The sequence below is a fragment of the Ezakiella peruensis genome (assembly GCF_900215725.1).
Taxonomy (GTDB): Bacteria; Bacillota; Clostridia; order Tissierellales; family Peptoniphilaceae; genus Ezakiella; species Ezakiella peruensis.
Window position 1 is genome coordinate 44,864 of record NZ_LT962472.1, and the last position, 13,327, is coordinate 58,190.

The window sequence follows — 13,327 nt, forward strand, 5'->3', positions numbered from 1 at the left end:
TCTTCAAAATTCCTTACATTTTCCACAGCTATTATACCACAAAAGCCCCTTCTATGCAAAGGAATTTGTATATTTATTATAGCAGATATGAAGTTATAATTCAAATGACCTGCATAAATGTGATTTTAAAATGCATATACAAATATTTTTTTAAAAGTGAAAATCAAAAGGCTTTTCAAATTTAAATAAATTCTCAATACGCTTGATATTTGAGAAATCTTATTATATAATTAGAATATATTATAGGTTATAGGAGGCAAATATGGGACTGGATAGAAATCAAGTCAAGAGCATTTTAAACGACAACGGCTACAAATTTACTACGCCACGCAGGCATATATACAATTTTTTTAATACGACCAAGTCGCATTTTACCATTCAAGAGGCCATTGCCGAACTGGAAAAAGACCACGATGTCGGCACGGCAACCATATATAGGAATATTGTTCTCTTTAACAAGCTGGGAATTTTGGACAAGGTAGTTCTCAAAGACAATGTGGTCAGGTACGAGATCAAAAATATAAAAAGAGACCACAACCACATGATTTGCTCCTGCTGCGGCAAGGTCATTGAAACCATGAGAAAGCCTGTGCCAGGCCTTTTACAATTGGCCGAAGACGAAGGCTTTTTGGTGGAAGACTATGAATTAAATTTTTACGGCCTCTGTAAGGACTGCCAAAAGACTTGCAAGTGCAAAGAGTCTAGCAAAAATAAAGGGGCATGTGACCATTAATGCTTTGGATTTTGTTTGAAAAGTTTTTTAAGATTGGCTTATTTTCCTTTGGGGGCGGCTATGCCATGCTCCCTCTTTTTAAGCGAGAATTTATCCAGGCGGGCATCATCACAGAGGAAGTTTTTTACGAGATAATCACCCTGTCTGAGATGACCCCGGGGAGTTTTGCGGTAAATGCGGCGACCTTTATAGGCAAGGAAAAAATGGGAATCCTAGGCGCTTTGGTATCCACCTTTGCAGTCTGCCTGCCCAGCGTCTTGCTCCTTATCCTCCTTATGGAGGTCATTAAAAAATACGACAAGTCGCCAGTTAAGGAAAAGATTTTCAAGGCTCTCCGCCCGGCCGTCTTTGGCTTTATCCTATCGGCCATTGCCATGCTCTTTAAACCAGCCATGGCAGACTGGACTTCTGTCATATTGTATTTGGCAAGCTTAGGCCTCATATATTCTAAAAAAGTTCACCCCATACTGGTAATATTTATAATGGGCTTTGTGAGGATGATTTTATGAATTATTTTAAATTTTTTCTGACCTTTTTAAAGCTCGGCTTTATCAGCTTTGGCGGAGGCTACGGTATGATACTCGTCATGAAAGAAGAGCTTATCAAAAAGAAATACATTAGCGAAGAGGACTTTATGGACGTCCTGGTCGTGGCTCAAAGCGTGCCTGGGCCCCTGGCGGTAAATATTGGAGTCGCCTCGGCCAAGCACATAGCAGGCAATCTCGGCGCCATAATTGCGGCAGTGGGAATTGTAATACCCAGCTTTATTATAATTTTAATTTTGACCTTGATTTTTAATTTGATCGAGGACAACCCTTATGTAGAAAAGTTTATGACTGGGACCAAACCAGCAGTTCTGGCCCTGATTTCCATGAGCTTTTTAAATCTCTTTAAGCATTACAAAAAAACCTGGCCGAGCTTAATCCTAATGGCCCTAACCGTTGTCTTAACCGTGGTCCTCAAAGTCCACCCGGCCTTGATACTAATAATAATCGTGGCAATCGGATATTTTATAAAAAATTTGGAATAGAAAAGATAAATGACAATCGGATGGTCGGTTGTCATTTTTTGTGGGAAAAACAATAATGGATAAAAAATTGGAATAGAAAATTAGAATTAAATATAATAAAAAATTAGCAATAGAAAATAATTTTGAAAACCCATGTTGTTTTAACAACGTGGATTATTGGGATAGAAAATACAATAGAGTATTCGAGTTTAATATATTAGAAAATTGAGATAGAAAATTGGATATAATTGAATATATAAGTACACAATAAAAAATTTTGTAATAAGAAATTGCAAAAAAATTTCAAAATCCATGTTGTTTTAACAACGTAGATTGTTGGGATAGAAAGGTCGAATTGAATATAATAAGAATTTGGAATAGAAAATTTAAAATATAAGTACGCAATAAATAACTTGAAAGAAATTGCACAAAAAATAAATTTTGAAAATCCATGTTGTTTTAACAACGTGGATTATTGAGATATTTTTACTTTTGAATTTTATGAGGATTGTAGGGATTAGTCTTAAGATATTTTTATAAATGTTTAGGGGAATTTTATTTTACTGGATGAAATAGGCTGATTTTAAAATACAAGTATGAAATAAATCATTTGAAAGAAATTGTGAAATAGTAATTTTTAAGATCTATGTTGTTTTAACAACGTGTATAATTAGAATAAGAAATTGAATTTAATATAAAAAATTTGCAATAAAGAATTTTGTAAAAAATAAATGCCAGTCATTATTCACCGCCCTCTTAAATCCAGACACGGTAATAAGGGGGTATTTTAATGAGAACAATAATTTTCAAAATCCATGTTGTTTTAACAACATAGATTATTGGAATATAAAATTTGCATTGAATATTCCAAAAAAATTAGAATAGAAATTTGAATTGAATATGTTAAATAATTGGGATAGAAAATGCAATAGAGTATTCGAGTTTAATATGTTAAAATATTGGGATAGAAAATTGGATGTCTAAGTACGAAATAAATAACTAAAAAAACTAAAAAAATCCCCCATCTCTGGGGGAAAATTTTACTTATCTTTTTTAATTAATTCGCCGCTTTCTAAATTGTATTCGTATTCAATGTCCTTGCCGGCCTTGGTTTTAACTTCGATTTCCAATTGATTGAAGGATCCGGTTTCCTCAAAATCAACAGAATATGAATCCAAGTAATAATCTGGGCCTGCGTCCTTTAGGGCAGCTTCGATTAATTCGTCTACTTTTGAAAGCAGAGATAAATCAATAGCTTGATTATTTGTTGTCCTATCTTTTTCTGCTTCTTCTTTGATAATTGAACCATCTGCAGCGGAAGTTTTTAAACCGTATTCGTGGGTCTCATCAAAACCTTCGATTTCGTATTCGTCGCCTGACATTTCCTTTTCAAAGCTGATCTCTTCGATGCTGGCATTTGGATACTTGTCTGTAAAAACCTTTACAGCATCAGCTAGGCTGATAATTTCAGCATCTGCCTTTGTATCTGTTTTTTCTTCTGTTTTAACATCTGCCTTAGATTCTGTTTGTGTGTCGGCCTTTGCTGGCGCAGGTGTATTAGCTGGCTTTTGGCAGCCTGCAAAACCCAGGGCCAGGGCCATTATTAAAATTAATTTCTTCATTAAATCATCCTTTCTTTTTTTGCGATACTTTACATATTTACCCAGGGATCGGCATTTTTACACATTTATATTTTTGCTTGTAGAAATCTTAGTTAGTAAGGAAAATATAAGCTTGTAATCTGTAGTAGAATATTATAGAATAAACATAAGAATAAGAAGCTTATAATAGGTAGGTTTTGAAATTTACCTAGGAAATTAGGGAAATAATTTGAGAATTTTGTAGGTATTTTAAGTTTGATTTATCGAAAATATTGGAGTTGAAAATGAGCAGAAAAGAAAAAAGTACAGATTTGTGGGTTTATGATTTATTAAAAGAGGCGGAATTAAATTTAGATGCCCAAGGCTCTACAATTAAAGAAATAGATGATGCACTTAAAACTGCTTCCAAGAGAGGTACGGGAAAAGTTGGTTTTCCTGAATATGTAGGAGTAATAAAAGATTTTATTATAGTTATTGAAGATAAGAGATCGCTTTCTATGCATGAAAAAAGGACAGATAAAGGAATATTGGCAGAGGATGTTTTATCTACCTGTGATTTTGCTGTAAATGGAGCATTATTTTATGCTAAGCACCTTATAAAAAACACATCTTATACAAAGGTGATTGCAATTGGTGTATCAGGCAATGAAAAGAAACATAGGATAAGTCCTTTATTTGTTAACGATAGGTTGGACTATTATGAACTTCCTGAAATAGAAACATTTATATCATTTAATGAAGATAACATTTATGAATACTATACAAAAGAAATTTTAAAAGAAAATACTAATTTTGAAAAAGAGACCAAAGAAATATTAAAAGATGCTGCTTTATTGCACGAAGATTTAAGAAATTATGGGTCAATTCAAGATAAGGATAAGCCGCTAATTGTATCTGGTATTTTACTTGCTCTTAGAGAAATGGAGTTCGGAAATTTTTCTATTGATATGTTGACAGGAGATTCTAAAAAAACTGATGGTCAAAAGATTTACGACGCTATAAGGGATAATCTCAATAGAGCAAATGTATCCCCTGATGTTAAAAGAGATAAATTACTGAATCAGTTTTCGGTTATCAAAGATACTACAAAAATAAATCAGATAGACTCCAACTTAGGTAAAACCCCAAACAGGCATTACACAGAGTTTTTATACAAAAGTATTTTTCAATCAATTAGATTTCACCAAAGTGGAGAAGATTTTTTAGGACGATTTTATGGGGAATTTATGTCTTATTCCGGTGGAGACGGTCAAACCCTTGGTATTATATTAACTCCAAGACATATTACTGAGTTATTTTGTGATTTGCTTGATCTGAAGCCGGATGACAAGGTAATAGACCCATGTTGCGGGACGGCAGGGTTTTTGATTGCTGCCATGCATGATATGTTACAAAAAACAGATGATGATTTTGTAAAAGATAACATCAGAAAAAATCAGCTTTTTGGTATAGAAGATCAATCGTATATGTTTACTATTGCCACAACAAATATGATTCTTAGGGGAGACGGGAAAAGTAATCTTGAAAATCAGGATTTTTTAAAGCAAAATCCTTCAAAATTACAACTTAAGGGTTGCACTGTAGGTATGATGAATCCTCCTTACTCTCAAGGGTCAAAGGATAATCCGAATATATATGAAATATCTTTTACAGAACATTTATTAGACTCGATTGTTGAAGGTGGCAGGGTTGCAGTTATTGTTCCTCAATCTACAATGACAGGTAAAACCAAATATGAGAAAGAAACCAAGGCCAATATTTTAAAACACCACACCTTAGAGGGAGTCATTACCCTAAATAAAAATACCTTCTATGGAGTTGGCACAAACCCTTGCATAGCTGTTTTTACAGCAGGTATCCCCCACCACCCAGACAAAGTATGTAAATTTATTAACTTTGAAGACGATGGATACGAAGTTGCAAAACATATTGGGCTTATAGAAACGCCATCGGCCAAGGATAAAAAGCAACATTTGCTTGATGTATGGTTTGATAGAATTGATGCAGAGACAAAATTCTGCGTTGAAACAACGATTGAAGCAGATGATGAATGGCTGCACTCTTTTTATTATTTTAATGATGAAATCCCGACCGACCAAGATTTTAGAAATACAATTGCAGATTATATTACTTTTGAAGTTAATATGATAACCCATGGCAGAGGGTATTTATTTGGAATTGAAGACGATGAGGAAGAATCCTCGGAAGAAGATTTCCTTTTAGCAGCTGACGATGGTGAAGACTATGAAGAAGAATAGATTATCACTAAATGATGTGGAATGGGGAGAATTTAGAATAGGAGATGTATTTGATGTATCTGGCACAATAACAACTCATCCTAGTAGTTTAAATAAACCTGGCAAATTTCCTAGAATTACTTGTGCGGGAACGAATAATGGTTTAGATGATTTTTACAATAATACTATAACTGAAACAGGAGGAGTATTGACTGTAGATAGTGCTACAGACGGCTATATATTTTACCAAAATAATGATTTTTTAGCCACAGATCACGTAGAGAAAATTTCAATGAAAAACGGACAGAAGATGTCAAAAGAGATAGGGTTATTTGTAAAAACAGCAATTGAAAATTCAAAAGATAAAAAATATGGATATGGATATAAGTTTAGTCAGTCTAGAATAAATAAACAAAAGATTAGTTTGCCGATTGATAACTTAAATAACCCCAACTGGAAATTTATGGAAGATTATATCAAGCAAGAGCAAAGAGAAATTGCACAAAAAATAGTTTCTTATTATGAGCAAAAAATGCTTGAAACAGGCTTTGATTTACTTGGACTTGAAGACCTCGAGTGGAAAACATTTAAAATAGAAGATGTTTTTGATATTAGACCTGTTAAAGGAAAGGTTATTTCTAATTATTCAGACGGTAATGTACCTTATATTTCGACTTCTAGTCAAAGCAATGGTTTAATAGGATTTGTTGATTCGGAAAAAGATATTAGTATGGAAAAATGTATATCAATAGATCCTATTGCTGGAAATTGTTTTTATCATGACTATAAATTTATTGGTCGTGGTGGAGCGGGTTCTGCTATCAATTTGCTTTATAATGAAAATTTAAACAGTCATAATGCAAAGTTTATTATAGGTTCATTAGAAACAGCATCTAAAAGTAAGGCATCTTATGGTCTAGCATTAAATGGAAACAGACTGAAAAATACAAAATTAATTTTACCTGCAGATAAAAATGGCAATCCTCATTGGGAATATATGAGTAAATTTATGCAAAAATTAGAAGCAAAAAAGCTCGAGAAAGTGCTTGACTATATATATATATATATATATATATATAGGTTAGCGGTTTGCAGGGAATCTGAACTAGCAGGTCTCTATGAAAAAGAATGGAAAGAATTTTGGCTTGAGGATATTGTGGATATTAAATCGGGACAAGATATTTATGCAAGAGAAAGAATTGAAGGCAATACCCCATATATAACTGCAACTGCACAAAATAATGGCATAGGTTATTTTGTAGATAACATAAACAAAACTTTGGAAGAAAAAGTTATAAGTGTAAACCGCAATGGTTCTGTAGGATATGCGTTTTACCATGATTATAAAGCTTTATATGGAAACGATACAAGACAATTAGTCCCTAAACATAAAAATAAATATTTTTCATTGTTCCTGACAAATGTTATTACTAAGCAGAAAGAGAAATATGGTTATGGTTATAAAATGGGAACAGGTAGGCTAAAGAGGCAAAAGATATTGTTGCCGATTAATAATTTAGGAGATTTGGATTTTGATTATATTGAGAAATATATGCAAATTCAGGAAATAAAAAAATATTATGATTTGATTTCTTATTATCAAAGTCAGATCTAAATTATATCGAAAAACTTTAGCTCTTTTTTGATTTTATTTTAATTTATAAACTTCAAAGAAAAAACGCCCGGCTGGGCGTTATTTTTATAAGGTCTCTATATATTTTTTGACATCTGGGCCCACGTAGATTTCCTCGTCATCGGTGATTAGGATTGGGCGTTTCACTAGCATGCCATCTGTGGCGAGGAGGTCGTATTTTTCCTTGTCTGTCATGTCAGGAAGTTTGTCTTTGAGGCCCTCATTTCTGTAGATTTGGCCGGATGTATTAAAAAATCTTTTGATGTCCAGGCCGGATTTTTTATGCCAGTCCTTTAATTCTTTGGCACTTGGATTGTCCTCTTTAATGTCCCTGTAGTCGTATTTTATTTTCTTTTCCTCTAGCATTTTTTCCACACCCCTGCAGGTGGTGCATTTTTTGTAGCAAATTAATTTCATTTCTTGTCTCCTTTCATATTTTTTGTTTTTCTTCTGCTGTCCACCAGATTTCCCCTGAGGAATTCTGAGTGGATGATGTATTCTAATCTTTCATTTATATAGATGGCAAACATTCGCTTGTGCCGGGTTTTGATTATAAAAAAGGCCATTGATAGGGCCACTGCGATTATGACGAGGACTATGAGGACGAAGGTCGCTATGGATATGCCAAATAGTGAACGTACATCCAAGTCCTTGATTGATCTCACTGTTAATAATACGGCACCAAATGATAGGAAAAATGGGAAGAGAAACTTCCATATTGGGGCGAAAAAGGACCCAAAGTTTACAAAACGATATTTAAAGTCCAAGAGGACGTTGATATTAGATGCAATCGTTATGACTTCGTCAATAGTGCCCTCATTCTTGTCATTAAATAAGTCCTTCATGACGTCTTCCAAGGCCTCTTCCTTGGCGTGGTGGATGAGATTTGCTATCCGCTTGAAGTGTTTTTTGAAAAAACCTTCCTTCTCGGTTAAATATAGGTCCTGAATCTCCTCCGCCAGGTCGGTTTTTATTGTATTTATATCCAAGGGGCCGTAGTCTTGGGGCTCGGTCTCAGTGTAAACAGTTAAATTATCTTTATCAAAGGTATTCATAAGTCCTCCATTTGTAGACTCTTACCCATTTTTAAGTAGACCTATTGCTTTTTTAAGAAAATTGTTGTATATTTGTGCCAAGGAGAGTGGAAGGAATTGACTAAATACGGATTAGTGCTTGAGGGAGGAGGCGCCAAGGGTTCTTACCAAATTGGAGCCTACCAAGCCCTCCAGGAATTGGGCTATGAATTTGAAGCGGTTGTTGGGACCTCAATTGGGGCCATTAATGGGGCCTTTATCGTTTGCGATGAGGTCGATAAGTGCAAGGAAATGTGGCGGACGCTTAACATGTCCGAATTTGACGAGCCTGAGCTTAAAGCTTTTGACGATAACGATGATATACTTACAATAATTGCCAATGCCATTAAGATTTTTAAAAATGGAAATATTTCACCAGAGCCTTTGAAACGCCTGGTTTATAATAATTTTGAAGAGGATAAGATTAGAGAATCCAAGATGCGTTTTGGCCTGGCTACTTTAAATGTGACCGACAGAAAGGCTGAGGACGTCTTTGCGGATGAAATCGAGGAGGGCTTACTTCTCGACTATATAGTTGGGTCTGCCTACCTGCCCTTTTTTAAGATGGAAAAGCTCCACGGTAAATATTTTTTGGACGGGGGCATGTACAATCGTATTCCCTTTAATATGGTAGTGGATATGGGCCTCACTCCTCTTATTATCAGGGCCAATCCCAAGGACCTAAGAGACCGGAATTTTCCCAAGGACGCTATCGTCATCGAACCTTCGACCAAGATCAATAACGTTTTAAATTTCAATACCCAAAAGGCCGACAAGCTCATTCAAATGGGCTATATGGATGCTATTAAAAAACTCAAAAACCTATCAGGCGACGAATATTATTTTGAAAAATTCACTGAAGCAGAAGCCCTAGAAATTTTTGAGGCCAAGGTCATGCCTGGCCTTATCATGACTAAAGAAGAGGGTCAAGTCTCATCGCCCTATCGCCTGCTCTTTGATAAATACCTGCCCATGGTCGAAGAAAACCTCCAGCTGGACTATGACTATCATCTAACGGATGCCCTGGTCGCCCTGGTTGAAAAATACATGACCAAGAAAAATCTGGACAAATTTAAAACTTACAAGATCAAAGACATAGCAGAACAAATGCAGGAAGCCGACTTCTACCCCAGCAGATGGTAGACACGACCACCCATGAGGGAAAATATGTAGAGAAGAAAACAATTTCTTTAACAGTAGGAGTATATTCTTTAACGACTATCAAGTTGTTAGCATCCGCCAGCTAATTAGCGACTGTCTACTCATTAATGCTTAGACATTCACTAGTACAATTACTCAAAAATTAAACTTATATAAGCAGATTAAGAATAAAATTCTTCTAATCTAATCCACACTAAAGCGTTACGCTTCAGTGTAAATACCAGTAGAGGCCAGCGTTTTTATAGCTATGTGTCAAATGTTAGGGAGAATCATTGAAAAATAATTCTCCCTTTCTTGTATTTTTTCCACAAAAAAATTGCAGGTTTTTGGCCTGCAATTTTTTAATAAATTCTGTCAACTATTTCTTCATAGAGTTCTTTTTCAAAGAATGGGTGAACTATTTCTATTTCTTCTGGATTTTCCGTATCCATTTGTCTGACACCTGTCCAGAAGCCGCCGAGTCTCATGGCAAAGTCTTCGTTGGTCATCCTTTCTTCAGAGAGGAATTCGTAGTAGTTAAAGACCGCACCCCTGCCCAGATAGTATTGGCCGTTTGACCTAAAGACTACATATATATCGTGTCCTGTTCCCCGAAAATTGGACACAAAAGGAGGAGAACATGGACTACACCAAAGACTACAAAAAGAAAAAAGTAGAAGAATATCTAAACTCAAAACTATCACTTAGAAAATTTGTAAAAATTAACAACATACCCAAAACAACCCTTCAAGGTTGGATCCAAACATACAACGAATACGGACCAGATGCCTTTATGGACTCAACAACTACCTAAGTCCAAATGAAAAAAGGGCCAAGTATTACGAAGAAAAAGAAAGAGCATAAAGAAGCTTTCTTGCTATATGATAAATTTTTGAATAAGCTTTATGTCAAGGGCTATGCAAGTTGCTTCGCAACCCTTGACAATCGCATTCAAAAATTTAGTTAGCAAGTAGAAAGCATTCTTTTAGATGAACAAATTATTTGTCCAACTTTTTGGGAACACCCCATCGGAGAATACGCCGGTCCCTACTTCCAGGTAAGAGCCTTCGGGTTCGCCCACTGCATTGGATCCTACCCTTTGGATGTCGGCTATATTTTGGGTTTCCCTCTCGCTGGCTCCTATGGAAAATTCTTCATCTTCTGGTGGTACATAGAAGCCTAGGAAAATGTTTTCCATCTCTCCGCCAATGGCTTCTAGCCTGTCGTTTTCGGCTTGGCTAATGGCTTCTTCACGTAGTTCTTTTTCGCTGACTGCCGATAGAAATTCCAAGAGGTCCTTGTAATCTTCCAGGGTTTTCTTTTTCTTTGCGTCAAGAATTCCATAAGCTTCTGCGTTTTCCCTTGTGTAATCGGTCATCCAAATGAGTCTTTGATAGACTTCGACATTTGGCTCTACATAGTGGTGGGTTGGGATTGGTTCAAAGCCGCCCATTTCTGCCCCAAATTGCTTGGAGTAAAGAATTGTATTGTGCTTGAGTTGGGCCCATGATGCCAGGGCTGTGTTTAGGTCCTTGTAGGCCCATTTTTCATTTTGCATAAAGGTCGGATAGCCAGTTAAATCTTGGTTGTTAAAGCCCTCAAGTGTCCACAGCCAGGTCTGGTAGATATTGGATCTTTTTTCCTCATCAGACCTGGAAGTGACTTGGGTCTTAATGGTTTCCAGCCTGTCTAAAAATTCATCCCACTTTAAATTCCTTTCACTTGTGGATGAAATCATATAGGCCAGGTCATTACCCATAACTGCCATTAGGTCAACGCCAGATGCGACTGGGCGCATGGAGGCTGGACGATCGTCGATGAGTCCTTGGAGCCAGATGTTATCCACAACCGCCCTTTGTGGGAGCAAGGACATTTGCATGCCCTTGGTCGGATTGATTTTCGGCCCTTCCATGGACTTTAAAACGTCGGCAACCTTTTTCACGACTATGTCTGAGCTAATTTTTTCCTTATCAAAATTGCTGTCGCCAGTAACATCGTAAACGATTTCAGCGAGCTTTAAAGGAGTTAAATCTTCTGTTGATTCCACCATAAAGCTGATGGGTTCATAGATTTCCTTCCACAGATTTGCAGCCTTTTCATCTATGACTAAGAGTCTGGATAAGAGGATGGCTGATCGAATGGCTTCATATTCGGGTTCATTGGAGAAATCTAAGACTCTAAAAAAGTTTTGCGAATAGAGCATATTGGCCTTAAAATATGATTTTAAGTCTTCAGACTTGGTGTAGTTGCCGCGGACCTTAAACATAGAGTAGTCGACTCGGGCTCCGGTGATATTGGATATGGCCATGGATTCACCATCGATATTGGCCATCTCTGCATCAGATATTTCCTCTACCTCTGCTGGCACATCGGCATCCTCGCCAAGGAGCCTGAGGCCAGTGTAAAATAAAGCAGCATTTCTAATAGAAGCTGGGTCCTCGTCCAGATCATCAAGAGCTGTCTCCAAGAGGCCCTCTGTCATGGCGAGGAGCTTGGATCTTAGGCCATTTGCCTCCATATTTTCCAGAAGGCCCAGATAGATTATATTGTAAAGGTGGAGGACAGAGTCCGTCGTTACAAAGGAATTGTTAAAGGTGTATTGGTTGTTTTCATAGACGGAAAATGGCTGTTGGTAGAGGTCGTAAGTGACCGCAAAGCCATCTTTTTCTATTGATTTAATGGCGTCTGGGAAAGTTTTGTACATGTAATCCATAACACCTTCAACATTGGCCAGGTTTTTTTCTATTACATAGGGCTCGACATTGGCTTGGGGCCTTTCGTAAGCAAAATCGCCTTGCTTAGGACCCTTTAGCTTAAAAAAGGACAAGAGCTGGGCTTCGTTAATTTTATTTTCTGCCTTACTATTATCTTTATCTTGGTCTTTGTCTTTGTCTTCCTTTTCCTTAACCTCTACTGGGTCAGGATCTTTTTCCTTGTCTCCGCTCGTAGACCCATCATGGCGCTTGCAGGATACAAATACTAGCATTAGTGCCAGGATTAGAGCGATAATTCTCTTAGTTTTCATATATACTTACCTCCTCATTTTTTAAGTACACTTGATGTTTTTGGTCGCCTACAATAAATAGGCCTTGGTCTATTAGGAAAAAATCTGCCTTGAAATCCAAATCAAATGATGAAATCAATTCGATTTTCAAATCGTACTGCCTGTACATATTCAAAGAATACTGGTCCTTATATTTCTCTATGGTGTAGATCTCGTCAAAGCCGTCGCCATTTAAATCGGCCAGGGCAAAGTCGACCATGGGCCTGATAAAACGCGAACAGCGGAACTTGGGCCGCAGGATCCCATCATCAATATAGTAGATGAACATGCGCTTGGCATAGACCTGGTGGGAGGGGGCCTTGTTGTAAACCCCGAAGGCAATGTCAAAGTTGGTCTCGTCGTTCACCCGGCCGGTCTGGACTTTATAAATATTGTGCTCGTACTTGCCCTTAAAGTCCCTGACGAATTTTTTATCTTCCGATTTAAAGATTAATTTATTGGAGTACTTGGACCAAAGGGGCCGGACCACAGTCATCTGCCAAGGGCGATTGTCCTCGTCAAAAACCTCAAAGGTCTGAGATTTTTTTGCAAAAAATATAAGCCAGATAAATACAAACAAAAGCAAAAATACCCATATTAATTTTTTCCTAGTGAATTTATATCTCATATCTAAGATAATTATAGTACTTTAGCATAATAATTGCAAGGCGGGAGAAATTTGGGGGCTTAAGGGGAAATATTTTTATTGATTTTTAATTTATATTTATTATATTGCGAATATAAATATTATCCGTAAAATATATGCGGGTGTACTTTTCGGGCTACATTTTTCTCAGATTGTTGACAATCGGTGGCCGAAATAAATCGGCCTCTACAAAGACGATTGTCAACATTTGC

At 36.6% G+C, this 13,327-nt stretch carries 13 protein-coding genes; 7 read left to right on the plus strand and 6 right to left on the minus strand.

Translation table 11 applies throughout. From position 1 onward, the window contains the following. Nucleotides 1-262: 262 nt before the first annotated feature. The 3 genes from CUU59_RS07715 to CUU59_RS07725 are packed head-to-tail and all read left to right on the plus strand — an operon-like array spanning nt 263 to nt 1,763. Nucleotides 263-733, plus strand: coding sequence for a Fur family transcriptional regulator (locus CUU59_RS07715; protein ID WP_099951383.1), 471 nt, complete (start codon nt 263-265; stop codon nt 731-733). After that, nucleotides 733-1,242 (plus strand): chromate transporter, encoded by a 510-nt coding sequence (locus tag CUU59_RS07720; protein ID WP_099951384.1) that lies wholly within the window; start codon nt 733-735, stop codon nt 1,240-1,242. Before CUU59_RS07715 ends, CUU59_RS07720 begins: the two co-directional genes overlap by 1 nt. Next, complete coding sequence (locus CUU59_RS07725) at nt 1,239-1,763, plus strand: chromate transporter (protein ID WP_099951385.1); 525 nt, start codon at nt 1,239-1,241, stop codon at nt 1,761-1,763. Before CUU59_RS07720 ends, CUU59_RS07725 begins: the two co-directional genes overlap by 4 nt. A gap of 1,019 nt (nt 1,764-2,782) precedes the next feature. Here CUU59_RS07725 and CUU59_RS07730 read toward each other — a convergent pair. Continuing rightward, nucleotides 2,783-3,364 carry a hypothetical protein gene (locus tag CUU59_RS07730; protein ID WP_099951386.1) on the minus strand — a complete coding sequence of 194 codons (582 nt, stop codon included), beginning with the start codon at nt 3,362-3,364 and terminating at the stop codon, nt 2,783-2,785. A 263-nt stretch (nt 3,365-3,627) separates the two neighbouring features. On the opposite strand from CUU59_RS07730, the gene CUU59_RS07735 reads away from it, so the two are divergent. Next, entirely contained in the window at nt 3,628-5,601 is a 1,974-nt protein-coding gene (locus tag CUU59_RS07735) for an HsdM family class I SAM-dependent methyltransferase (RefSeq protein WP_099951387.1), read from the plus strand. Beyond that, a complete protein-coding gene (locus CUU59_RS07740) occupies nt 5,588-7,195 on the plus strand; it encodes a restriction endonuclease subunit S (protein WP_169922898.1) in 1,608 nt (535 codons plus the stop codon). Before CUU59_RS07735 ends, CUU59_RS07740 begins: the two co-directional genes overlap by 14 nt. Nucleotides 7,196-7,279: 84 nt before the next feature. On the opposite strand, the gene CUU59_RS07745 is transcribed toward CUU59_RS07740, so the two are convergent. Continuing rightward, nucleotides 7,280-7,630: a Spx/MgsR family RNA polymerase-binding regulatory protein gene (locus CUU59_RS07745; RefSeq protein ID WP_099951389.1), complete on the minus strand. Its 351-nt coding sequence runs from the start codon at nt 7,628-7,630 to the stop codon at nt 7,280-7,282. Beyond that, the gene (locus CUU59_RS07750; protein WP_099951390.1) at nt 7,627-8,268 is read right to left on the minus strand and encodes a hypothetical protein; all 642 of its coding nucleotides are present in this window, start codon (nt 8,266-8,268) and stop codon (nt 7,627-7,629) included. Before CUU59_RS07750 ends, CUU59_RS07745 begins: the two co-directional genes overlap by 4 nt. Before the next feature lie 96 nt (nt 8,269-8,364). Here CUU59_RS07750 and CUU59_RS07755 point away from each other — a divergent pair, with 96 nt between their 5' ends. Continuing rightward, nucleotides 8,365-9,429: a patatin-like phospholipase family protein gene (locus CUU59_RS07755; protein WP_169922899.1), complete on the plus strand. Its 1,065-nt coding sequence runs from the start codon at nt 8,365-8,367 to the stop codon at nt 9,427-9,429. Nucleotides 9,430-9,788: 359 nt separating this feature from the next. Here the strand turns inward: CUU59_RS07755 and CUU59_RS07760 are convergent, their stop codons facing one another. Further along, nucleotides 9,789-10,052: a DUF3160 domain-containing protein gene (locus tag CUU59_RS07760; RefSeq protein WP_099951392.1), complete on the minus strand. Its 264-nt coding sequence runs from the start codon at nt 10,050-10,052 to the stop codon at nt 9,789-9,791. Between the two features lie 14 nt (nt 10,053-10,066). Between CUU59_RS07760 and CUU59_RS08205 the strand changes: the two genes are divergently transcribed. Continuing rightward, nucleotides 10,067-10,240, plus strand: coding sequence for a helix-turn-helix domain-containing protein (locus tag CUU59_RS08205; protein ID WP_169922900.1), 174 nt, complete (start codon nt 10,067-10,069; stop codon nt 10,238-10,240). Between the two features lie 171 nt (nt 10,241-10,411). Here the strand turns inward: CUU59_RS08205 and CUU59_RS07765 are convergent, their stop codons facing one another. Together CUU59_RS07765 and CUU59_RS07770 are read right to left on the minus strand one after the other, a co-directional pair. Next, complete coding sequence (locus tag CUU59_RS07765; RefSeq protein ID WP_099951393.1) at nt 10,412-12,451, minus strand: DUF3160 domain-containing protein; 2,040 nt, start codon at nt 12,449-12,451, stop codon at nt 10,412-10,414. After that, nucleotides 12,441-13,055: a hypothetical protein gene (locus tag CUU59_RS07770; protein WP_169922901.1), complete on the minus strand. Its 615-nt coding sequence runs from the start codon at nt 13,053-13,055 to the stop codon at nt 12,441-12,443. Before CUU59_RS07770 ends, CUU59_RS07765 begins: the two co-directional genes overlap by 11 nt. Nucleotides 13,056-13,327 lie beyond the last annotated feature (272 nt).

Excerpts from the sequence above, each read along its gene's own strand:
- CUU59_RS07765 (WP_099951393.1), bottom strand. The coding sequence starts at position 12,451 with ATGAAAACTAAGAGAATTATCGCTCTAATCCTGGCACTAATGCTAGTA.
- CUU59_RS07725 (WP_099951385.1), top strand. The coding sequence starts at position 1,239 with ATGAATTATTTTAAATTTTTTCTGACCTTTTTAAAGCTCGGCTTTATC.
- CUU59_RS07735 (WP_099951387.1), top strand. The coding sequence starts at position 3,628 with ATGAGCAGAAAAGAAAAAAGTACAGATTTGTGGGTTTATGATTTATTA.
- CUU59_RS08205 (WP_169922900.1), top strand. The coding sequence starts at position 10,067 with ATGGACTACACCAAAGACTACAAAAAGAAAAAAGTAGAAGAATATCTA.
- CUU59_RS07730 (WP_099951386.1), bottom strand. The coding sequence starts at position 3,364 with ATGAAGAAATTAATTTTAATAATGGCCCTGGCCCTGGGTTTTGCAGGC.
- CUU59_RS07750 (WP_099951390.1), bottom strand. The coding sequence starts at position 8,268 with ATGAATACCTTTGATAAAGATAATTTAACTGTTTACACTGAGACCGAG.
- CUU59_RS07715 (WP_099951383.1), top strand. The coding sequence starts at position 263 with ATGGGACTGGATAGAAATCAAGTCAAGAGCATTTTAAACGACAACGGC.
- CUU59_RS07720 (WP_099951384.1), top strand. The coding sequence starts at position 733 with ATGCTTTGGATTTTGTTTGAAAAGTTTTTTAAGATTGGCTTATTTTCC.
- CUU59_RS07740 (WP_169922898.1), top strand. The coding sequence starts at position 5,588 with ATGAAGAAGAATAGATTATCACTAAATGATGTGGAATGGGGAGAATTT.
- CUU59_RS07745 (WP_099951389.1), bottom strand. The coding sequence starts at position 7,630 with ATGAAATTAATTTGCTACAAAAAATGCACCACCTGCAGGGGTGTGGAA.